This is a genomic window from Bacteroides sp., from assembly GCF_028690125.1.
GTDB lineage: Bacteria > Bacteroidota > Bacteroidia > Bacteroidales > Bacteroidaceae > Bacteroides.
In genome coordinates this window covers 159806-174952 of record NZ_JAQVBV010000007.1, presented here as the reverse complement: position 1 = coordinate 174952, position 15147 = coordinate 159806, and the positions used below count along the sequence as shown (strand labels likewise).

Below are 15147 nucleotides of genomic sequence, written 5' to 3'. Positions count from 1 at the left end.
TTTATAAACTAACATTTATTAAAACCATGACACAAGAAAAAAAGAGCTATCTATTGCCAATAGCAATGATGTTCGCCCTCTTTGCAATGATTTCATTCGTTACAGGATTCACTAATCCTCTCGGACTCATCGTAAAAGAACAATTCAATGCTCCCAACTGGATGACCCAGCTAGGAAATGCTGCTAATTTCATAGCTTACGCATTTATGGGACTTCCGGCTGGTATTATGCTGAAAAAAATCGGTTATAAAAAAACAGCATTGATCGCCGTTGCAGTAGGATTCATTGGCGTAGGAATTCAATTCCTTTCAGGACAAATGCCATTCCAACCAGGTGAGTTCGGACCATTCTGGATCTATCTGACAGGTGCATTCGTTTCCGGTTTCTCTATGTGTATGTTAAATGCAGTAGTAAACCCAATGTTAAATACACTAGGTGGCGGTGGAAAAACTGGTAACCAGTTGATCCAGTTCGGTGGCTCCATCAACTCTATTGCTGCAACAATCGTTCCTGTATTAGGTGGTTATCTGATTGGTACTATCAGTCAAGACACTAGAATTAGTGATGCCAACCCGGCTTTATTTATCGCTATGGGTATTTTCGCTGTAGTATTCATTGTGTTGGCTTCAATGAGTATCCCTGAACCTCACATGGAACATGCTTCCGACCATAAAGTAAAAGACGCTCACAGCCCAATGTCTTTCCGTCATTTCGTACTTGGAACAGTAGCTATATTTGTATATGTAGGAGTTGAAGTTGGTATTCCTAACTTTGTAAACCTATTCCTTACTACTGCACAAGATGCAGCCGGTGCACAGGGTCTGGGAATGAATACAGCAGTCGCAGGATCTATCGTAGGTACCTATTGGTTCCTGATGATGATAGGTCGTCTTTGTGGCGGTGCCCTCGGAGCTAAATTCTCCAGCAAAACTCAAATTATCACTGTTTGTCTATTCGCATTGACATTCTTACTTATCGGTATGTTCGCTCCTACTGAAGCAACAGTAAATATGCCTGTATTCAAATCGGACATCAGTTTCGGTATAGCCGTAGTACCTGTAGGTGTTATGTTCTTCATTCTTTGTGGACTTTGTACTTCTATCATGTGGGGTGGCATCTTCAATCTTGCCGTAGAAGGCCTTGGAAAATATACTGCAATGGCATCCGGTATCTTCATGGTAATGGTTTGCGGTGGTGGTATCCTCCCGTTAATTCAGGGTGGTGTAGCTGACGTTACAAGCAGTTATATGTCTAGTTTCTGGGTAATCTTCGCAGGTGTTGCTTATATATTATATTATGCATTGGCTGGCTGCAAGAATGTAAACAAAAATATTCCTGTTGAATAATAAATCGATTATTAACGAACTTATAAAAAGATTTTATCATGGATATAGAATACGTAAGAAGTCGTTTCATCAAGCATTTTGACGGAACCACGGGATTTGTATATGCCTCTCCGGGGCGCATTAACTTGATTGGTGAACATACTGATTATAATGGTGGATTCGTATTTCCGGGAGCTATTGACAAAGGCATGATCGCCGAAATTAAACCAAACGGCACTGACAAAGTAAAAGCCTATTCTATCGACTTGAAAGACTATGTTGAATTTGGTCTGAACGAAGAAGATGCCCCTCGTGCCAGTTGGGCAAGATATATTTTCGGTGTATGCCGTGAAATGATCAAACGTGGTTTAGACGTAAAGGGATTCAATACTGCTTTTGCAGGTGATGTACCTCTGGGTGCAGGAATGTCTTCTTCTGCTGCCTTGGAAAGTACTTATGCTTTTGCATTGAATGAATTGTTTGGTGAAAATAAAATTGATAAATTTGAATTGGCTAAAGTTGGACAAGCTACTGAACATAACTACTGCGGAGTAAACTGTGGTATCATGGATCAGTTTGCTTCCGTATTCGGTAAAGCTGGTAGCTTGATTCGCTTGGATTGCCGTTCTTTGGAATATCAATATTTCCCTTTCCATCCAACAGGATATCGTTTAGTATTGCTAGATTCTGTTGTTAAACATGAATTGGCATCTTCTGCTTACAACAAACGTCGTCAAAGTTGTGAAGCTGCTGTTGCTGCTATCCAGAAAAAACATCCTCATGTAGAATTCTTACGTGACTGTACAATGGAAATGTTACAGGAAGCAAAAGCTGACATCAATGAAGAAGACTATATGCGTGCTGAATATGTGATCGAAGAAATTCAACGTGTACTTGATGTATGTGATGCATTGGAAAAAGACGATTACGAAACTGTAGGTAAGAAGATGTATGAAACGCACCATGGCATGAGTAAGTTGTACGAAGTAAGCTGCGAAGAACTTGACTTCCTGAATGATTGCGCTAAAGAATATGGCGTAACAGGTTCTCGTGTTATGGGTGGTGGCTTCGGTGGCTGTACTATAAACTTAGTGAAAGAAGAATTGTACGACAACTTCATCGAAAAAACAAAAGAAGCTTTCAAAGCCAAATTCGGCAGAAGCCCTAAAGTTTATGATGTAGTAATCGGTGACGGTTCACGTAGATTAGAATAAAAAACATCTCTCATAAAATATTAGGGGTGGCTTTTTAGTAAAGCCACCCCTAATTTATTTATTAACCGACAAACTCATACGGAATTCTTTGGGATCATTTTCTTTCAGAACTATTTTCTTTAAAATCATTCCCACACATATCATTTTCTTCAGGATCATTCTTTGAATCTTCCAATTCATCTGCCGCCAAAGTAGGTATATCCTTCCTTTCAGTAGTTTGATAAACCTCTGTAAACTTCTGATTTTCTGTATCGCTCATTGAATCATAAGCAAGTAGTCGCTCGGAACAAACTGTATAGGTAATCTTTTTCAAAATCTCAGCTCTTTGGAGCATATATGCCAACTCTTCTCTTGTTACTACATAATCCTTATTATACCGTGACTCAATATAAGCACGACAAAGCAAATCATAGCAATGCTTCTCAAATTCGGTATTATGAAGAAATACGGTTGCTATATCGCGAGAATATTTTTTACACTTACTTTCAAGATCTTTCAGTTTATGACTTTTAGGACGATAATTCACAAAAACAAGTTCTATGGAATAATAAAATCTTTCACAAGCCTGATGAAGTTGGAAAGCTCCCAGTTCATTCATTTCATCCTCTAAAGCAATATAAGCATACTTCATGAATCCAATAGCAAACGGATAACACTTATTGAATTCTTCTTCAGCAATATTTTTGATCTCTTTGAAAGAAAGTGCATGAGGTTTCATTAATTTAAATTTTTTATCATCATAAAGTTTAATACCTTCTTTTACAATATCTGTGTAAAAATAACGCCTTTGGTCAAGAGACTTATTAAAAGAATTAATGTCTTCTACAATAAATTGAGGTGCGGCATGACGCCTGGAAGCAAAAGCTTTATGATAATTTCTAACCACTTTTTCTTCTAATTGCCCCTCAGTAATGCGTGCACTCGAATTATAAGTTAAAACCAAGATGTCCAAATCACTTTGATAGGAAGTATGAATACCAAACTCTATCCTCTCATCCCACAACACATATCCACCACGAGCATAGCTGCCATATAAAACAATCATTGCACACTTTGGTATATGACGTATTATAGACTCTACTAAATAATTGAGTTCTTCTTGCGTAGATTTAGGAAGACGCTTAATGCTTCGTTTCATACTATTGTATTGTTATTTATTCTTTTCCATGCAATATTACTTCTTTTAAATGAAAAATACAACTATACCATCTATTTTCATCGCTAATTCTATTTTTTTGATAACTGATAGCCATTTTCATCTTTATGCTGTATAACATACATGAGTGTATATGATACACTAAACAAAAGTGTTACTTTCACACCCAAAATAAGATAAAAATCTCATTTACAATTATAATAATACCATGAAAAAACATTTCCTATTTACAGTAATCGCCGTAATGATACTATTAGCGTGCAATAACAAGCCAGTGTCCAAGCTGACTTTATCGGGTCTTGACCCGGTAAAATTTCAAACAGAAGTAAATAATATCCAAACTGCTCTTTATGCGTTAAAAAATGAAGCTGGTATGGAAGTATGTATTACCAACTTTGGTGGGCGTATTGTATCTATCATAGTGCCCGATAAAAATGGTAAAATGCAAGATGTAGTTTTGGGATTTGATAACATTGCTGATTACATCAACACACCCAATAATTTTGGTGCTTCTATAGGTCGTTACGCCAATCGTATCAATCAGGGACGCTTTGTTTTGGAGGGGGATACGATTCAATTGCCCCAAAATAAAAATGGGCATTGTTTGCATGGAGGTCCGAAAGGATGGCAATGTCAAGTGTATAATGCGAAACAAATTGATTCATCAACATTGGAACTAACTTATTTTTCACCGGATGGAGATGAAAACTTCCCCGGTAATGTTACAGCAAAAGTAACCTATCAATTAACAAATGACAATGCTATTGAAATCAAATATAAAGCAGTTACAGATAAAAAAACAGTCATTAATATGACTAATCATTCATTCTTCAATCTCTCCGGTAATCCGTCAAATGTCTCTACTGACGATATTTTGTATATAAATGCTAATTATTATACACCGATAGACAGCACATCTATGACTACAGGAGAAATTGCTTGTGTGAATAATACTCCAATGGACTTTACTGCTCCAAAAGCAATCGGACAAGACATAAATAACAATGACTTCATTCAGCTAAAGCATGGAAATGGTTATGATCATAATTGGGTTTTGAACACTAAAGGAGACATCCACCAAATAGCTGCCAAACTAACCTCTCTCCAGTCTGGAATTAGTTTAGAAGTATATACGAATGAACCGGGAATCCAAGTATATACCGGTAACTTTCTAAATGGGACCGTAACCGGAAAAAAAGGTATTGTTTATAATCAACGCGCTTCTGTATGTCTGGAAACACAACATTATCCTGACAGCCCTAACAAAGAAGATTGGCCTTCTGTAATTCTAGAACCAGGTGAAACCTATAATAGTGAGTGTATCTTCAAATTCTCTGTAGAAAAATAGTCATTATTGGAAAGATGATAGAAATGAATCAAAATAACTTAATTGTAAATCCAAATTATCTTACAATGAAAGAAGTGCAGCAAAAAGGTTGTTACAGTTCGAATCCTACACTTTATGTAAGCGTCGATTGCATCATCTTTGGATTTAATGAAGGGGAGATAAGTTTGCTGCTATTAAAAAGAAATTTTGCTCCGGCAATGGGCGAATGGTCACTTATGGGAGGATTTGTCCAAAAAGATGAAAGCGTAGATGAAGCTGCCAAACGTGTACTCACTGAACTTACCGGTTTGGAGAATGTGTATATGGAACAAGTCGGAACTTTTGGAGCTGTTGATCGAGATCCGGGTGAACGAGTAATTTCTGTGGCTTATTATGCACTGATCAATATTAATGAATACAATAGAGAATTAGTTCAGAATCATAATGCTTATTGGATAAATATCCATAAACTACCTTCCTTGATTTTCGACCATCCGAAAATGGTTAATAATGCACGGGAACTGATGAAACAAAAGGCATCAATAGAGCCTATCGGTTTCAATTTATTACCTAGGCTCTTCACATTATCTCAATTGCAAAGTTTGTATGAAGCTATTTATGGAGAACCAATAGATAAACGTAACTTCCGTAAACGGGTAGCCGACATGGGATTTATAGAAAAAACGGATAAAATAGATAAAACAGGTTCAAAACGTGGTGCTGCTTTATATCAATTTAATAGCAGGGCATATCACAAAGATCCTAAATTTAAACTTTAAAAATATGATTATGAAAACAAAGTTATTAGTCAGCACAGCCTTTCTGGCAGCATCAATTTCTCTTTCTGCACAAAAGGAAGCTACCATTACTGTACATACCGATCAAGGCAAAGAAATTATCCCTAAAGAAATATATGGTCAGTTTGCTGAACATTTAGGTTCATGTATCTATGGTGGACTTTGGGTAGGTGAAAACTCCGAAATTGCTAATATTAAAGGATATCGTGCAGATGTTTTTAAAGCATTGAAAGATTTATCTGTTCCTGTTCTCCGCTGGCCTGGTGGGTGCTTTGCGGATGAATATCATTGGATGGATGGTATCGGTCCGAAAGGAAATCGTCCTAAAATGGTAAACAACAATTGGGGTGGAACCATTGAAGATAATAGCTTCGGCACACACGAGTTTTTAAATCTTTGTGAAATGTTAGGCTGTGAACCTTATATCAGTGGAAACGTAGGTAGCGGAACAGTTGAAGAGTTAGCCAAATGGGTGGAATATATGACTTCTGAAGGAGACTCTCCAATGGCTAACCTTCGCCGTAAAAACGGTCGCGATAAGGCATGGAAAGTAAAATTTATCGGTGTAGGAAATGAGAGTTGGGGATGCGGTGGTAGTATGCGTCCGGAATATTATTCAGATTTATATCGTCGTTATTCTACTTATTGCCGGAATTATGACGGTAACTATTTATTCAAAATCGCCAGCGGAGCAAGTGATTATGATTACAACTGGACAGAAGTATTAATGAACCGCGTTGGACATGGAATGCAAGGGCTTTCTTTACACTACTATACTGTAACCGGGTGGAGTGGCAGTAAAGGAGCAGCAACAAAATTTAATAAAGATGATTATTACTGGACTATGGGCAAATGCCTTGAAATAGAAGATGTAATCAAGAAACATTGTGCCATTATGGATAAATACGATAAAGATAAGCGGATTGCTCTTATGCTTGACGAATGGGGAACATGGTGGGATGAAGAACCCGGAACAACCAGAGGACATTTGTTTCAACAAAACACATTACGTGATGCTTTTGTTGCGTCTTTAAGTCTTGATGTATTCCATAAATACACCGACCGTTTAAAGATGGCAAATATAGCTCAAATAGTGAATGTACTTCAATCTATGATACTGACAAAAGAAAAAGAGATGGTATTAACTCCCACTTACTATGTTTTCAAAATGTACAAAGTACACCAAGACGCCACCTATCTCCCACTTGAGTTAAGTTGTGAAAAAGTAAATGTACGTCAAAATCGTGTAGTACCATATATAAGTGCTACTGCTTCAAAAAATAAAAATGGCATTATTCATCTTTCACTTTCTAATGTAGACGCAGATAATACACAAGAAGTAACTATTAACTTACCCAACATAAATGCTTCTAAAGCATCCGGTGAAATTTTAACTTCGTCTAATCTAACCGATTATAATTCGTTCGAGAATCCTAATAATGTAAAATTAGCTCCATTCAAAGAGGTAAAAATCAATAAAGGAATCCTAAAAGTAAAACTACCTGCTAAGTCTATTGTTACATTGAAGTTATACTAGCTTCCTGATATACCAGAGAGGGGTGCGCATTGTAATCGAAAGAATATAGAATTAAATATAGAAAGGAAAGGAAAGAAAAAGAAAGCATTTTCTCATTGTCAATTACAGAGAAAGAGTTATCTTTGCAAAAAATATAAACGGAATTTATTAAATATAAAGATATGAACGATAACAAACTTATGAATCGTGCAGCGGACAACATCCGTATTCTTGCTGCTTCAATGGTTGAAAAAGCCAATTCCGGTCATCCGGGTGGTGCCATGGGTGGTGCTGATTTTGTGAACGTACTCTTCTCTGAATTTTTAGTATATGATCCTGAAAATCCGCGTTGGGAAGGACGTGACCGCTTTTTCCTTGACCCGGGTCATATGTCTCCAATGCTTTATTCTACGTTGGCACTGACCGGCAAATATACATTGGATGAATTGAAAGAATTCCGCCAATGGGGAAGCCCAACTCCGGGACATCCTGAAGTAGATATCATGCGTGGTGTGGAAAACACGTCGGGACCATTGGGACAAGGACATACTTTTGCAGTAGGTGCTGCTATCGCTGCCAAATTCCTGAAAGCACGTTTTAATGAAGTAATGGATCAAACCATCTACGCTTATATTTCTGATGGTGGTATACAGGAAGAAATATCTCAAGGTGCCGGACGTATTGCAGGGGCATTGGGATTGGACAATTTGATTATGTTCTATGATGCCAACGATATTCAGCTTTCTACAGAAACGAAAGATGTAACGATCGAAAATACTGCCATGAAATATGAGGCTTGGGGATGGAGAGTTATTAGCATCAACGGTAATGATGTAGATGCTATCCGTACGGCTCTCAAAAAAGCTAAAGCTGAAAAAGAACGCCCGACATTGATCATTGGTAAAACAGTGATGGGTAAAGGTGCACGTAAAGCGGATGGCAGCAGTTACGAAGCTAATTGTGCTACTCATGGTGCTCCACTTGGTGGCGATGCATATATAAACACCATCAAGAACTTAGATGGAGATCCAACAAATCCATTTGTTGTATTCCCTGAAGTAGCTGAGTTATATACAAAACGTAGTGCAGAATTAAAGAATATTGTAGCTGAAAAATATGTAGTGAAAGCTGCATGGGCAAAAAACAATCCGGAGCAAGCTGCTAAATTGGAAACTTTCTTTGCAGGAAAAGCGCCCAAAATAGACTGGACAGTTGTCGAGCAAAAAGCAGGTGGTGCTACACGTGTCGGGTCTGCAACTGTTTTGGGAACACTTGCTACACAAGTAGAAAATATGATTGTTGCTTCTGCCGACCTTTCTAATTCAGATAAAACAGATGGGTTCCTGAAAAAAACGCATGCTTTCAAGAAAGGTGATTTCAGTGGAGCATTCTTCCAAGCCGGTGTATCAGAATTGACAATGGCTTGTGTTTGCATTGGTATGTCTTTACATGGTGGTGTCATCACTGCGTGTGGTACTTTCTTTGTATTTTCCGATTATATGAAACCGGCTATACGCATGGCAGCTTTAATGGAACAGCCTGTTAAATTCATATGGTCGCATGATGCTTTCCGTGTAGGTGAAGATGGACCTACTCACGAACCGGTTGAACAGGAGGCTCAAATACGTTTAATGGAGAAACTTAAAAATCATAAGAGACATAACTCAATGTTAGTACTCCGCCCGGCAGATGTAGAAGAAACAACTATTGCATGGAAACTCGCAATGGAAAATATCTATACTCCAACCGGTTTGATTTTATCCCGTCAGAATATTACAAATCTTCCTGTTGGAACTGATTACGAAAAAGCAGCAAAGGGTGCTTATATCGTAGCAGGTTCAGACGAAAATCCGGATGTTATTCTGGTTGCTTCCGGCTCTGAAGTTTCTACATTGGTAGCAGGTGCTGAACTTCTCCGCAAAGACGGTGTAAAAATCCGTATCGTATCAGCTCCGTCTGAGGGCCTATTCCGGAGCCAATCAAAAGAATATCAAGAATCTATTCTACCTACGGGAGCCAAGATTTTTGGTCTGACTGCAGGTCTGCCTGTAACCCTTCAAGGTTTGGTAGGTTGCGATGGTAAGGTTTGGGGATTAGATTCATTCGGATTCTCTGCTCCTTATAAAGTATTAGATGAAAAGCTTGGATTTACTGCCGAGAATGTGTATAACGAAGTAAAAGCAATGCTCTAATGAAAATTATCGGATTAGCGTGTGACCATGCCGGTTTCGAACTAAAAGAATATGTTCGTGGCTGGTTGGAAGTAAAAGGCTGGGCTTATAAAGATTTTGGTACCAATTCAACGATTAGTGTAGATTATCCGGATTATGCACATCCTTTAGCTCTTGCAATAGAAGCAGGAGAATGTTATCCGGGAATTGCGATTTGTGGAAGTGGAAACGGAATTAATATGACTTTAAACAAGCATCAAGGTATTCGTGCCGCTCTCTGCTGGAATGCGGAAATCGCACATCTGGCTCGTTTACATAATGATGCCAATATACTTGTAATGCCGGGACGTTTTGTCAGTACAGCAGAAGCAGACATGATTCTGAGTGAATTCTTCTCAACAGAGTTTGAAGGAGGTCGTCATCAGAAACGAATTGATAAGATTCCGACGGAATAAAAGCCTACAAATTAAATAAAACAAAAAAAGAACTGTTCTTGAATTAGAACAGTTCTTTTTTTGTTTAAGATACCAATCTTTACTTTTGATATATCAGGATGGTATATGAATTAGCAGGGAATTCATATTTCACATCTGTTGTATGGTAAAGTACTTTCTCTTGTGGAACAATCCTTTCCGGTTGCTGCGGTGTATTTTTATCCTTTTCCGTACCTGATAAAGTAATAACCTTAATCTTTGAAGGAGATTCAAATCCTTGCATAAAAATATCAGCAGTAATCACACGATCATGGATATTTGAAACATGAAGAACAACTTCGTCTTTCTTCTCGTCCGTAGCAGCTGTTACATCCAGTCCTCCATGAGTTGCACTAAACACTCTGAAAGGTTTATGATATTTAGCAGCCATTTGGGTAGCGTAGAAAGGAGGCATTCCCCATGCTTGTGAGGAATTAAAAAATATTTGTCCCTGATTCCAGCCGTTATCATTTTGCAAATAGGGTTCTAATGCGTTAGCAGCACAAGTAGTCAGTAAAAAGTCCCCCATCCTACGAGCCGCATTTTGAATCGTCACATGCCCCAAAGCACGTCGCATATCGTGTGTCACTCCATTTTCTTCAAAAAGAGCACACTTCATCGTTGTATTCGGATCCCATTTCAGGAAATAGTCTCTCATTGTTTTTAACTCTCCTTCCACTTGAGATCCCAAACGGTCATCGTCAGTCCAAGGATGATAATCCCAAAAAGCAGCTTTTCCATTGAGCGCGTCGAACACCATTTTCATATTTTCCGGTGATTCCGGACGCCACCAAGCTGCAGAGATAAATTCAACCTTCGAATCCTTTGACTTTATGGCATCATAAATGCGATTAAAATCCTGAATATACTGTTCGTAATCCTTGCGAATATCTCCCCAAATAACCTCTTCATTTCCGATCTCTATATACTTTATATTATATGGCTTAGGATGTCCGGCTTCCGCACGTTTTTTGCCCCATTCAGAAGTGATCGGACCATTCAAATATTCGATCATATCTGCCATATCTTGGGCCGACTCTCCTACATTCACTGCGAAAGAAGGGACAAAACCTCCTGCTTCACATAACTGAAGAAATTCTTCAATGCCGAATCCATTAGTCGAGTGAGGATACCAGTGACCTTTATATTGGGGACGTTTAGCTCTATCACCAATCATATTTTTGAATTTGTAATCAGGGGCATTCACCATAGTACCACCATAACGCAAGAACGTTAAACCCTGATCGACCATCAATTGAGCAATATCATTGCGAAGTGGAAGTCCATGAAAAAGATCGCTCCCGGTTCCCATTAAGGTCACCTGATCAACCCATAATTTTCCATTTTTTTCTATATATATGGCAAAACGTGCATTAGCATCAGTCGTATCAGGAGTCAGTTCAAATGAAAACTTCTTCCAGCCATTAGTAATACCGTCTATTTCTTGTACTGTATATTCGTGACTACCATCTGCACTCTGTAAGGATACTTTCACAGTTCCGCTATAGGTTCCTTTAAGGAATAAACTACCAACATATTTTTGATCTTTTTTAATACCGATTCCCCATTTATTAAGCCCCATATTGGCTACTCCAACTTTACCGGTTCCTCCTGTTTTACTAATACATTGTGACCAATTCGTATTATAGGCATTTTTATTATCATGAACATAATCTGCTTTCACATTTCCTGTTTGAATAGATGCCCATTGAGAACTAACTGCAGGCTGAGGGATTGCACGTAATTTTAAAATTTCATCCACATTGTCAGTCTTAATTCTGACATTACGAAACTTCACATTGGAATGCCACGAACGTAATCCAATTTTACCTGCAACAAGATTAGGGTTATCTTCCGTATGGACGAATATACTTTTACCATTCACAAAAACCTCCATTTTGTTACCATTCATAGCAACTTTCAGGCGATTCCATTCAGTAGGCTTACAGTCCACTTCTATATCCCGAATATGTTTAAAGTTTTGTTCGTGTTTTCCAACCACCACTTTTTTCCCATTAGCAGCAAGGCTTATTTCATACCCATTGAAAGAATCAGCACCTTTCGCTTCTTGGGATACCCGGGTGATTAATCCTGCATTTTCGCCCGCTGCACTATCAAACTTAATATCCACTTCCACAGAGCCGTCTTGCACTTCCATTGGATTGTAAATGAATTTAGCACCATTTGTACCTCTTACGTAAAGTTCTCCTTGTGAAGCATTCCAAGCCCCCTCATAAATTGAAAAGTCATCAAATATGCCATCAGGCGTAGGCTCTTCAAAACTCTCCCCGAAAATTCGTTGATTATAGATACCGCCATATATTTCATGATTAACATCTTCTATACAAGATCCATAAAGATAAGCAGGAATCGTATTTTCAATCTTTGAGGCATCAATGTCAATACGCTCACTCTGTGGCTGCCCATATGCATCATCAATCCATACCTCATAAGCACCCTGTTCACGGTTTCCCATTGCATAATATGGAACAGCAGTAAAAGTGACCTGTCGGTCTTTATCATCCACGGCATTTCCTTTTATCACATTCACTCCTTCCAGAAGGCTCTTTTCAGAAACTAATTTCATTGAATGTTTCGTATCTATTTTTAATTGATCCAGTTTTGCATTATCTGTTTCTTCCAGACAGTAGATCAAAGGACCGGAAGCCAAAGCTACTTTCCCCCTAAGATCTTTGACCTCATCGCAAGCTGTTATAACTCGAGGTTGCATAGGTAAGTTCAGTTCAATACAATCTTCTTCTTTCCAACTACGATTAAGTTCAACATAACCATCAATAACATTTACTTTCTCTGATTTTCCGTTTATGCTCAACGTAATCGGAGAATTCAGATCAGAACGATAAAGTCCATATGGATTCTCAATTTTCTGTGCCCATCCCGGAATTCGTATTTTCACAGAAAACTTATTTTTCTTTTCAGGATGAATAATTAGCTTTATCTTTCCTGTCCAGGGATAATTCGTTTCTTGCTGAACGCGAACAACATTATTCTTCAAATCAATTTTAGTCTGGCTACTTACAAACAGATTAACAATAACTTGATCAGCCTTTTTAGCATATATGAAACCCGGCATTACCGATACTATTTTAAGAAACATCGGAGGACAACATGGACAAGAGTGCCATTCCCAACGAGAATGACTATGTGAATTCAAGGGATTTTGATATGTATATTTATCACCGGAAAGAGAAATACCGGTCAGTACATTATTATATAATACTCGCTCAAATTCATCCATATATTTACCCTCACCAGTCAGTTCGTTCATCCGCTGACTAAAGAAACCAGCTCCTACTGCAGCGCAAGTTTCGAGATAAGCATCTGTTGGCAGGAAATAATCAGCCCCAAACTTCTCGTCAAAATGGATTGCTCCGACTCCACCGGTTATAAACATACGTCTACCTACCATATTATCCCACCAATTAATAGCCGTCTGTATATATTTGGGAGATTGATTTTCCAAAGCAGCTGAAGCAATACCTGTCGCCAACAAGGTAGCACGTACCGCATGCCCCTCTATCGTTTTCTGTTCAAAAATAGAGATAGAGTCTTGAGCATAATCTCCCCACGAAGGACGTGCATTTTTCCCGAATTGAGAATCTTTATATTTCTGATCTCGAATCCAACGTTCTGATTCTTCATTTCCCCAATTTGCCCACAACGGATAACCACAATGATTCCCTCTATTTTCTAACCAGAAAGTGGCCAAGTTCCAGTATTCATTTTCGTCTACAGGAAGAGTGATTAACTTTTTCAAATCCGGATTTTGTTTAAACAACCAATACAGCTTAATTATAGGTTCTTCCGGACCGGAATGTGAAGGTATGATATTTTTCTTCGGAGCTGGCCCCATTAAATCACACATATAATTGGCCAACCGGACTGCTACCTCTAAAAGTTTTACTTTTCCGGTAGCCTGGTAGTAATGAACCCCGGCTTCAATTAACATTCCGGCATTATATACATTATGTTGGAAACGCAAAAAACCCCCATTCTCTCCCCAACGATTTCCCGGTTGGATCAAGTCGGTATAAGTATCGATAAAGCCATTAGGATCAGCCTTCTGGGCCGCTTCTATCCGGGCAATATATCCGTCCACCCTCTCTTCCAGCTTCTTATCAGGATGTTGTATCAACAAATCAGATACCCCCCGAATCGTTTCATACACCAATCCATTGAACCATGGAAGACCGACATTATGCCCTGTACCTTTTTTCCCGGCAGCTACATCATCAAAATTTATAAATGTATTGTTTTCTGCTTGTTCTCCAGGAGTTAAGTGTTTGCCTTCAAATTTATCGAATACATCTGGTACCGTAACACTATTCCATCGGTTAAATTTCGGACTCCAAAATGCATCATTAATTTGCACATCCTTTACAGGAATAAATTGGACAGGAGATTTATCATCCCCTTTTGCGTAAGAAGTTGTGACTCCTCCAGTAACAATAACTGTCATTGAGACGAGACATAAAAGCTTATTTTTCATATAGTAGTTAATTTATTGATGCAAGCAAATAAAAAATAATCGGTGCAAATATATGGATTAAAAAACAAATACTGGTACGATCTGGTATGGTTTTATTTATGTTATAAAACACAGACCAGTTCATACAGGCACATCACTAAAAGAACTACATTATATCATTTTTATTAAAACCTATATGTTAAATACCCCAATAATAAACTGATAACAAAAGTATCCACACAACAGTAGTTTCAAAACCGTACCAAACAGAAAGCCCAGTAGTGAACCAATACCGGATTTTATAGCCTCACGTAATTTACGATCTCCTAACAATTCCCCTATCACAGCTCCTAGAAATGGTCCGACAATAATCCCCCATGGAAGAAAAAACAAGCCAACAATGGTTCCGGTAATACACCCCCAACTTCCCCATCTGCTACCTCCACTATATTTACTGCCTAACATTGGAGTAAAATAATCCAAGATATGCACAATAATAACAAACAATAGCCAAATGAGTAATTGATTAGTGGAATATTGCACTTTATCTGTTGCATGAAGCAATAATAATCCGACATATGCAATCGGAGGTCCCGGAAGCATCGGAAGTATGCAACCTATCAATCCGGTAATCAGACAAATAACACTTAATACAATAAGAATGATGTCTCCCATTTAT

General features: G+C 38.3%; 10 protein-coding genes and 1 pseudogene. 7 read left to right on the top strand and 4 right to left on the bottom strand.

Annotated features, from left to right (window positions below; translation table 11 throughout):
• Positions 1 to 26: 26 nt before the first annotated feature.
• Both PHO71_RS06925 and galK read left to right on the top strand, forming a co-directional pair.
• Positions 27 to 1346, top strand: a complete 1320-nt coding sequence (locus tag PHO71_RS06925; RefSeq protein WP_300200854.1) for an MFS transporter — start codon at positions 27 to 29, stop codon at positions 1344 to 1346.
• 38 nt (positions 1347 to 1384) lie between these two features.
• Positions 1385 to 2539: a galactokinase gene (gene galK, locus PHO71_RS06920; protein ID WP_300200851.1), complete on the top strand. Its 1155-nt coding sequence runs from the start codon at positions 1385 to 1387 to the stop codon at positions 2537 to 2539.
• A 94-nt stretch (positions 2540 to 2633) separates the two neighbouring features.
• Here galK and PHO71_RS06915 read toward each other — a convergent pair whose 3' ends face one another.
• Positions 2634 to 3677 carry a HEPN domain-containing protein gene (locus PHO71_RS06915; protein ID WP_367279886.1) on the bottom strand — a complete coding sequence of 348 codons (1044 nt, stop codon included), beginning with the start codon at positions 3675 to 3677 and terminating at the stop codon, positions 2634 to 2636.
• A gap of 226 nt (positions 3678 to 3903) precedes the next feature.
• Here PHO71_RS06915 and PHO71_RS06910 point away from each other — a divergent pair, with 226 nt between their 5' ends.
• From PHO71_RS06910 to rpiB, 5 genes are all read left to right on the top strand, one after another.
• Entirely contained in the window at positions 3904 to 5043 is a 1140-nt protein-coding gene (locus tag PHO71_RS06910; RefSeq protein WP_300200848.1) for an aldose epimerase family protein, read from the top strand.
• A 65-nt stretch (positions 5044 to 5108) separates the two neighbouring features.
• A complete protein-coding gene (locus PHO71_RS06905) occupies positions 5109 to 5801 on the top strand; it encodes an NUDIX domain-containing protein (protein WP_300200938.1) in 693 nt (230 codons plus the stop codon).
• 10 nt (positions 5802 to 5811) lie between these two features.
• Positions 5812 to 7356 (top strand): alpha-L-arabinofuranosidase C-terminal domain-containing protein, encoded by a 1545-nt coding sequence (locus tag PHO71_RS06900; RefSeq protein WP_300200845.1) that lies wholly within the window; start codon positions 5812 to 5814, stop codon positions 7354 to 7356.
• A 161-nt stretch (positions 7357 to 7517) separates the two neighbouring features.
• Positions 7518 to 9527 carry a transketolase gene (locus tag PHO71_RS06895; RefSeq protein WP_300200842.1) on the top strand — a complete coding sequence of 670 codons (2010 nt, stop codon included), beginning with the start codon at positions 7518 to 7520 and terminating at the stop codon, positions 9525 to 9527.
• On the top strand, positions 9527 to 9961 hold the full coding sequence (gene rpiB, locus PHO71_RS06890) for a ribose 5-phosphate isomerase B (RefSeq protein ID WP_300200839.1): 435 nt from the start codon (positions 9527 to 9529) through the stop codon (positions 9959 to 9961). Before PHO71_RS06895 ends, rpiB begins: the two co-directional genes overlap by 1 nt.
• Positions 9962 to 10040: 79 nt before the next feature.
• On the opposite strand, the gene PHO71_RS06885 is transcribed toward rpiB, so the two are convergent.
• The 3 genes and pseudogenes from PHO71_RS06885 to PHO71_RS06875 all read right to left on the bottom strand — a co-directional run bounded on the left by PHO71_RS06885 (position 10041) and on the right by PHO71_RS06875 (position 15143).
• Entirely contained in the window at positions 10041 to 12218 is a 2178-nt protein-coding gene (locus PHO71_RS06885; RefSeq protein WP_300200936.1) for a family 16 glycoside hydrolase, read from the bottom strand.
• 198 nt (positions 12219 to 12416) lie between these two features.
• Positions 12417 to 14489 (bottom strand): annotated as a pseudogene (locus PHO71_RS06880) (glycoside hydrolase family 127 protein); the annotation flags it as partial.
• A gap of 171 nt (positions 14490 to 14660) precedes the next feature.
• Positions 14661 to 15143, bottom strand: coding sequence for a DUF456 domain-containing protein (locus PHO71_RS06875; RefSeq protein ID WP_300200836.1), 483 nt, complete (start codon positions 15141 to 15143; stop codon positions 14661 to 14663).
• Positions 15144 to 15147 lie beyond the last annotated feature (4 nt).

Bases quoted from the DNA above. Each gene is read 5' to 3' on its own strand.
- PHO71_RS06925 (WP_300200854.1), top strand. From the start codon at position 27: ATGACACAAGAAAAAAAGAGCTATCTATTGCCAATAGCAATGATGTTC.
- rpiB (WP_300200839.1), top strand. From the start codon at position 9,527: ATGAAAATTATCGGATTAGCGTGTGACCATGCCGGTTTCGAACTAAAA.
- galK (WP_300200851.1), top strand. From the start codon at position 1,385: ATGGATATAGAATACGTAAGAAGTCGTTTCATCAAGCATTTTGACGGA.
- PHO71_RS06895 (WP_300200842.1), top strand. From the start codon at position 7,518: ATGAACGATAACAAACTTATGAATCGTGCAGCGGACAACATCCGTATT.
- PHO71_RS06915 (WP_367279886.1), bottom strand. From the start codon at position 3,677: ATGAAACGAAGCATTAAGCGTCTTCCTAAATCTACGCAAGAAGAACTC.
- PHO71_RS06905 (WP_300200938.1), top strand. From the start codon at position 5,109: ATGAAAGAAGTGCAGCAAAAAGGTTGTTACAGTTCGAATCCTACACTT.
- PHO71_RS06910 (WP_300200848.1), top strand. From the start codon at position 3,904: ATGAAAAAACATTTCCTATTTACAGTAATCGCCGTAATGATACTATTA.
- PHO71_RS06900 (WP_300200845.1), top strand. From the start codon at position 5,812: ATGAAAACAAAGTTATTAGTCAGCACAGCCTTTCTGGCAGCATCAATT.
- PHO71_RS06875 (WP_300200836.1), bottom strand. From the start codon at position 15,143: ATGGGAGACATCATTCTTATTGTATTAAGTGTTATTTGTCTGATTACC.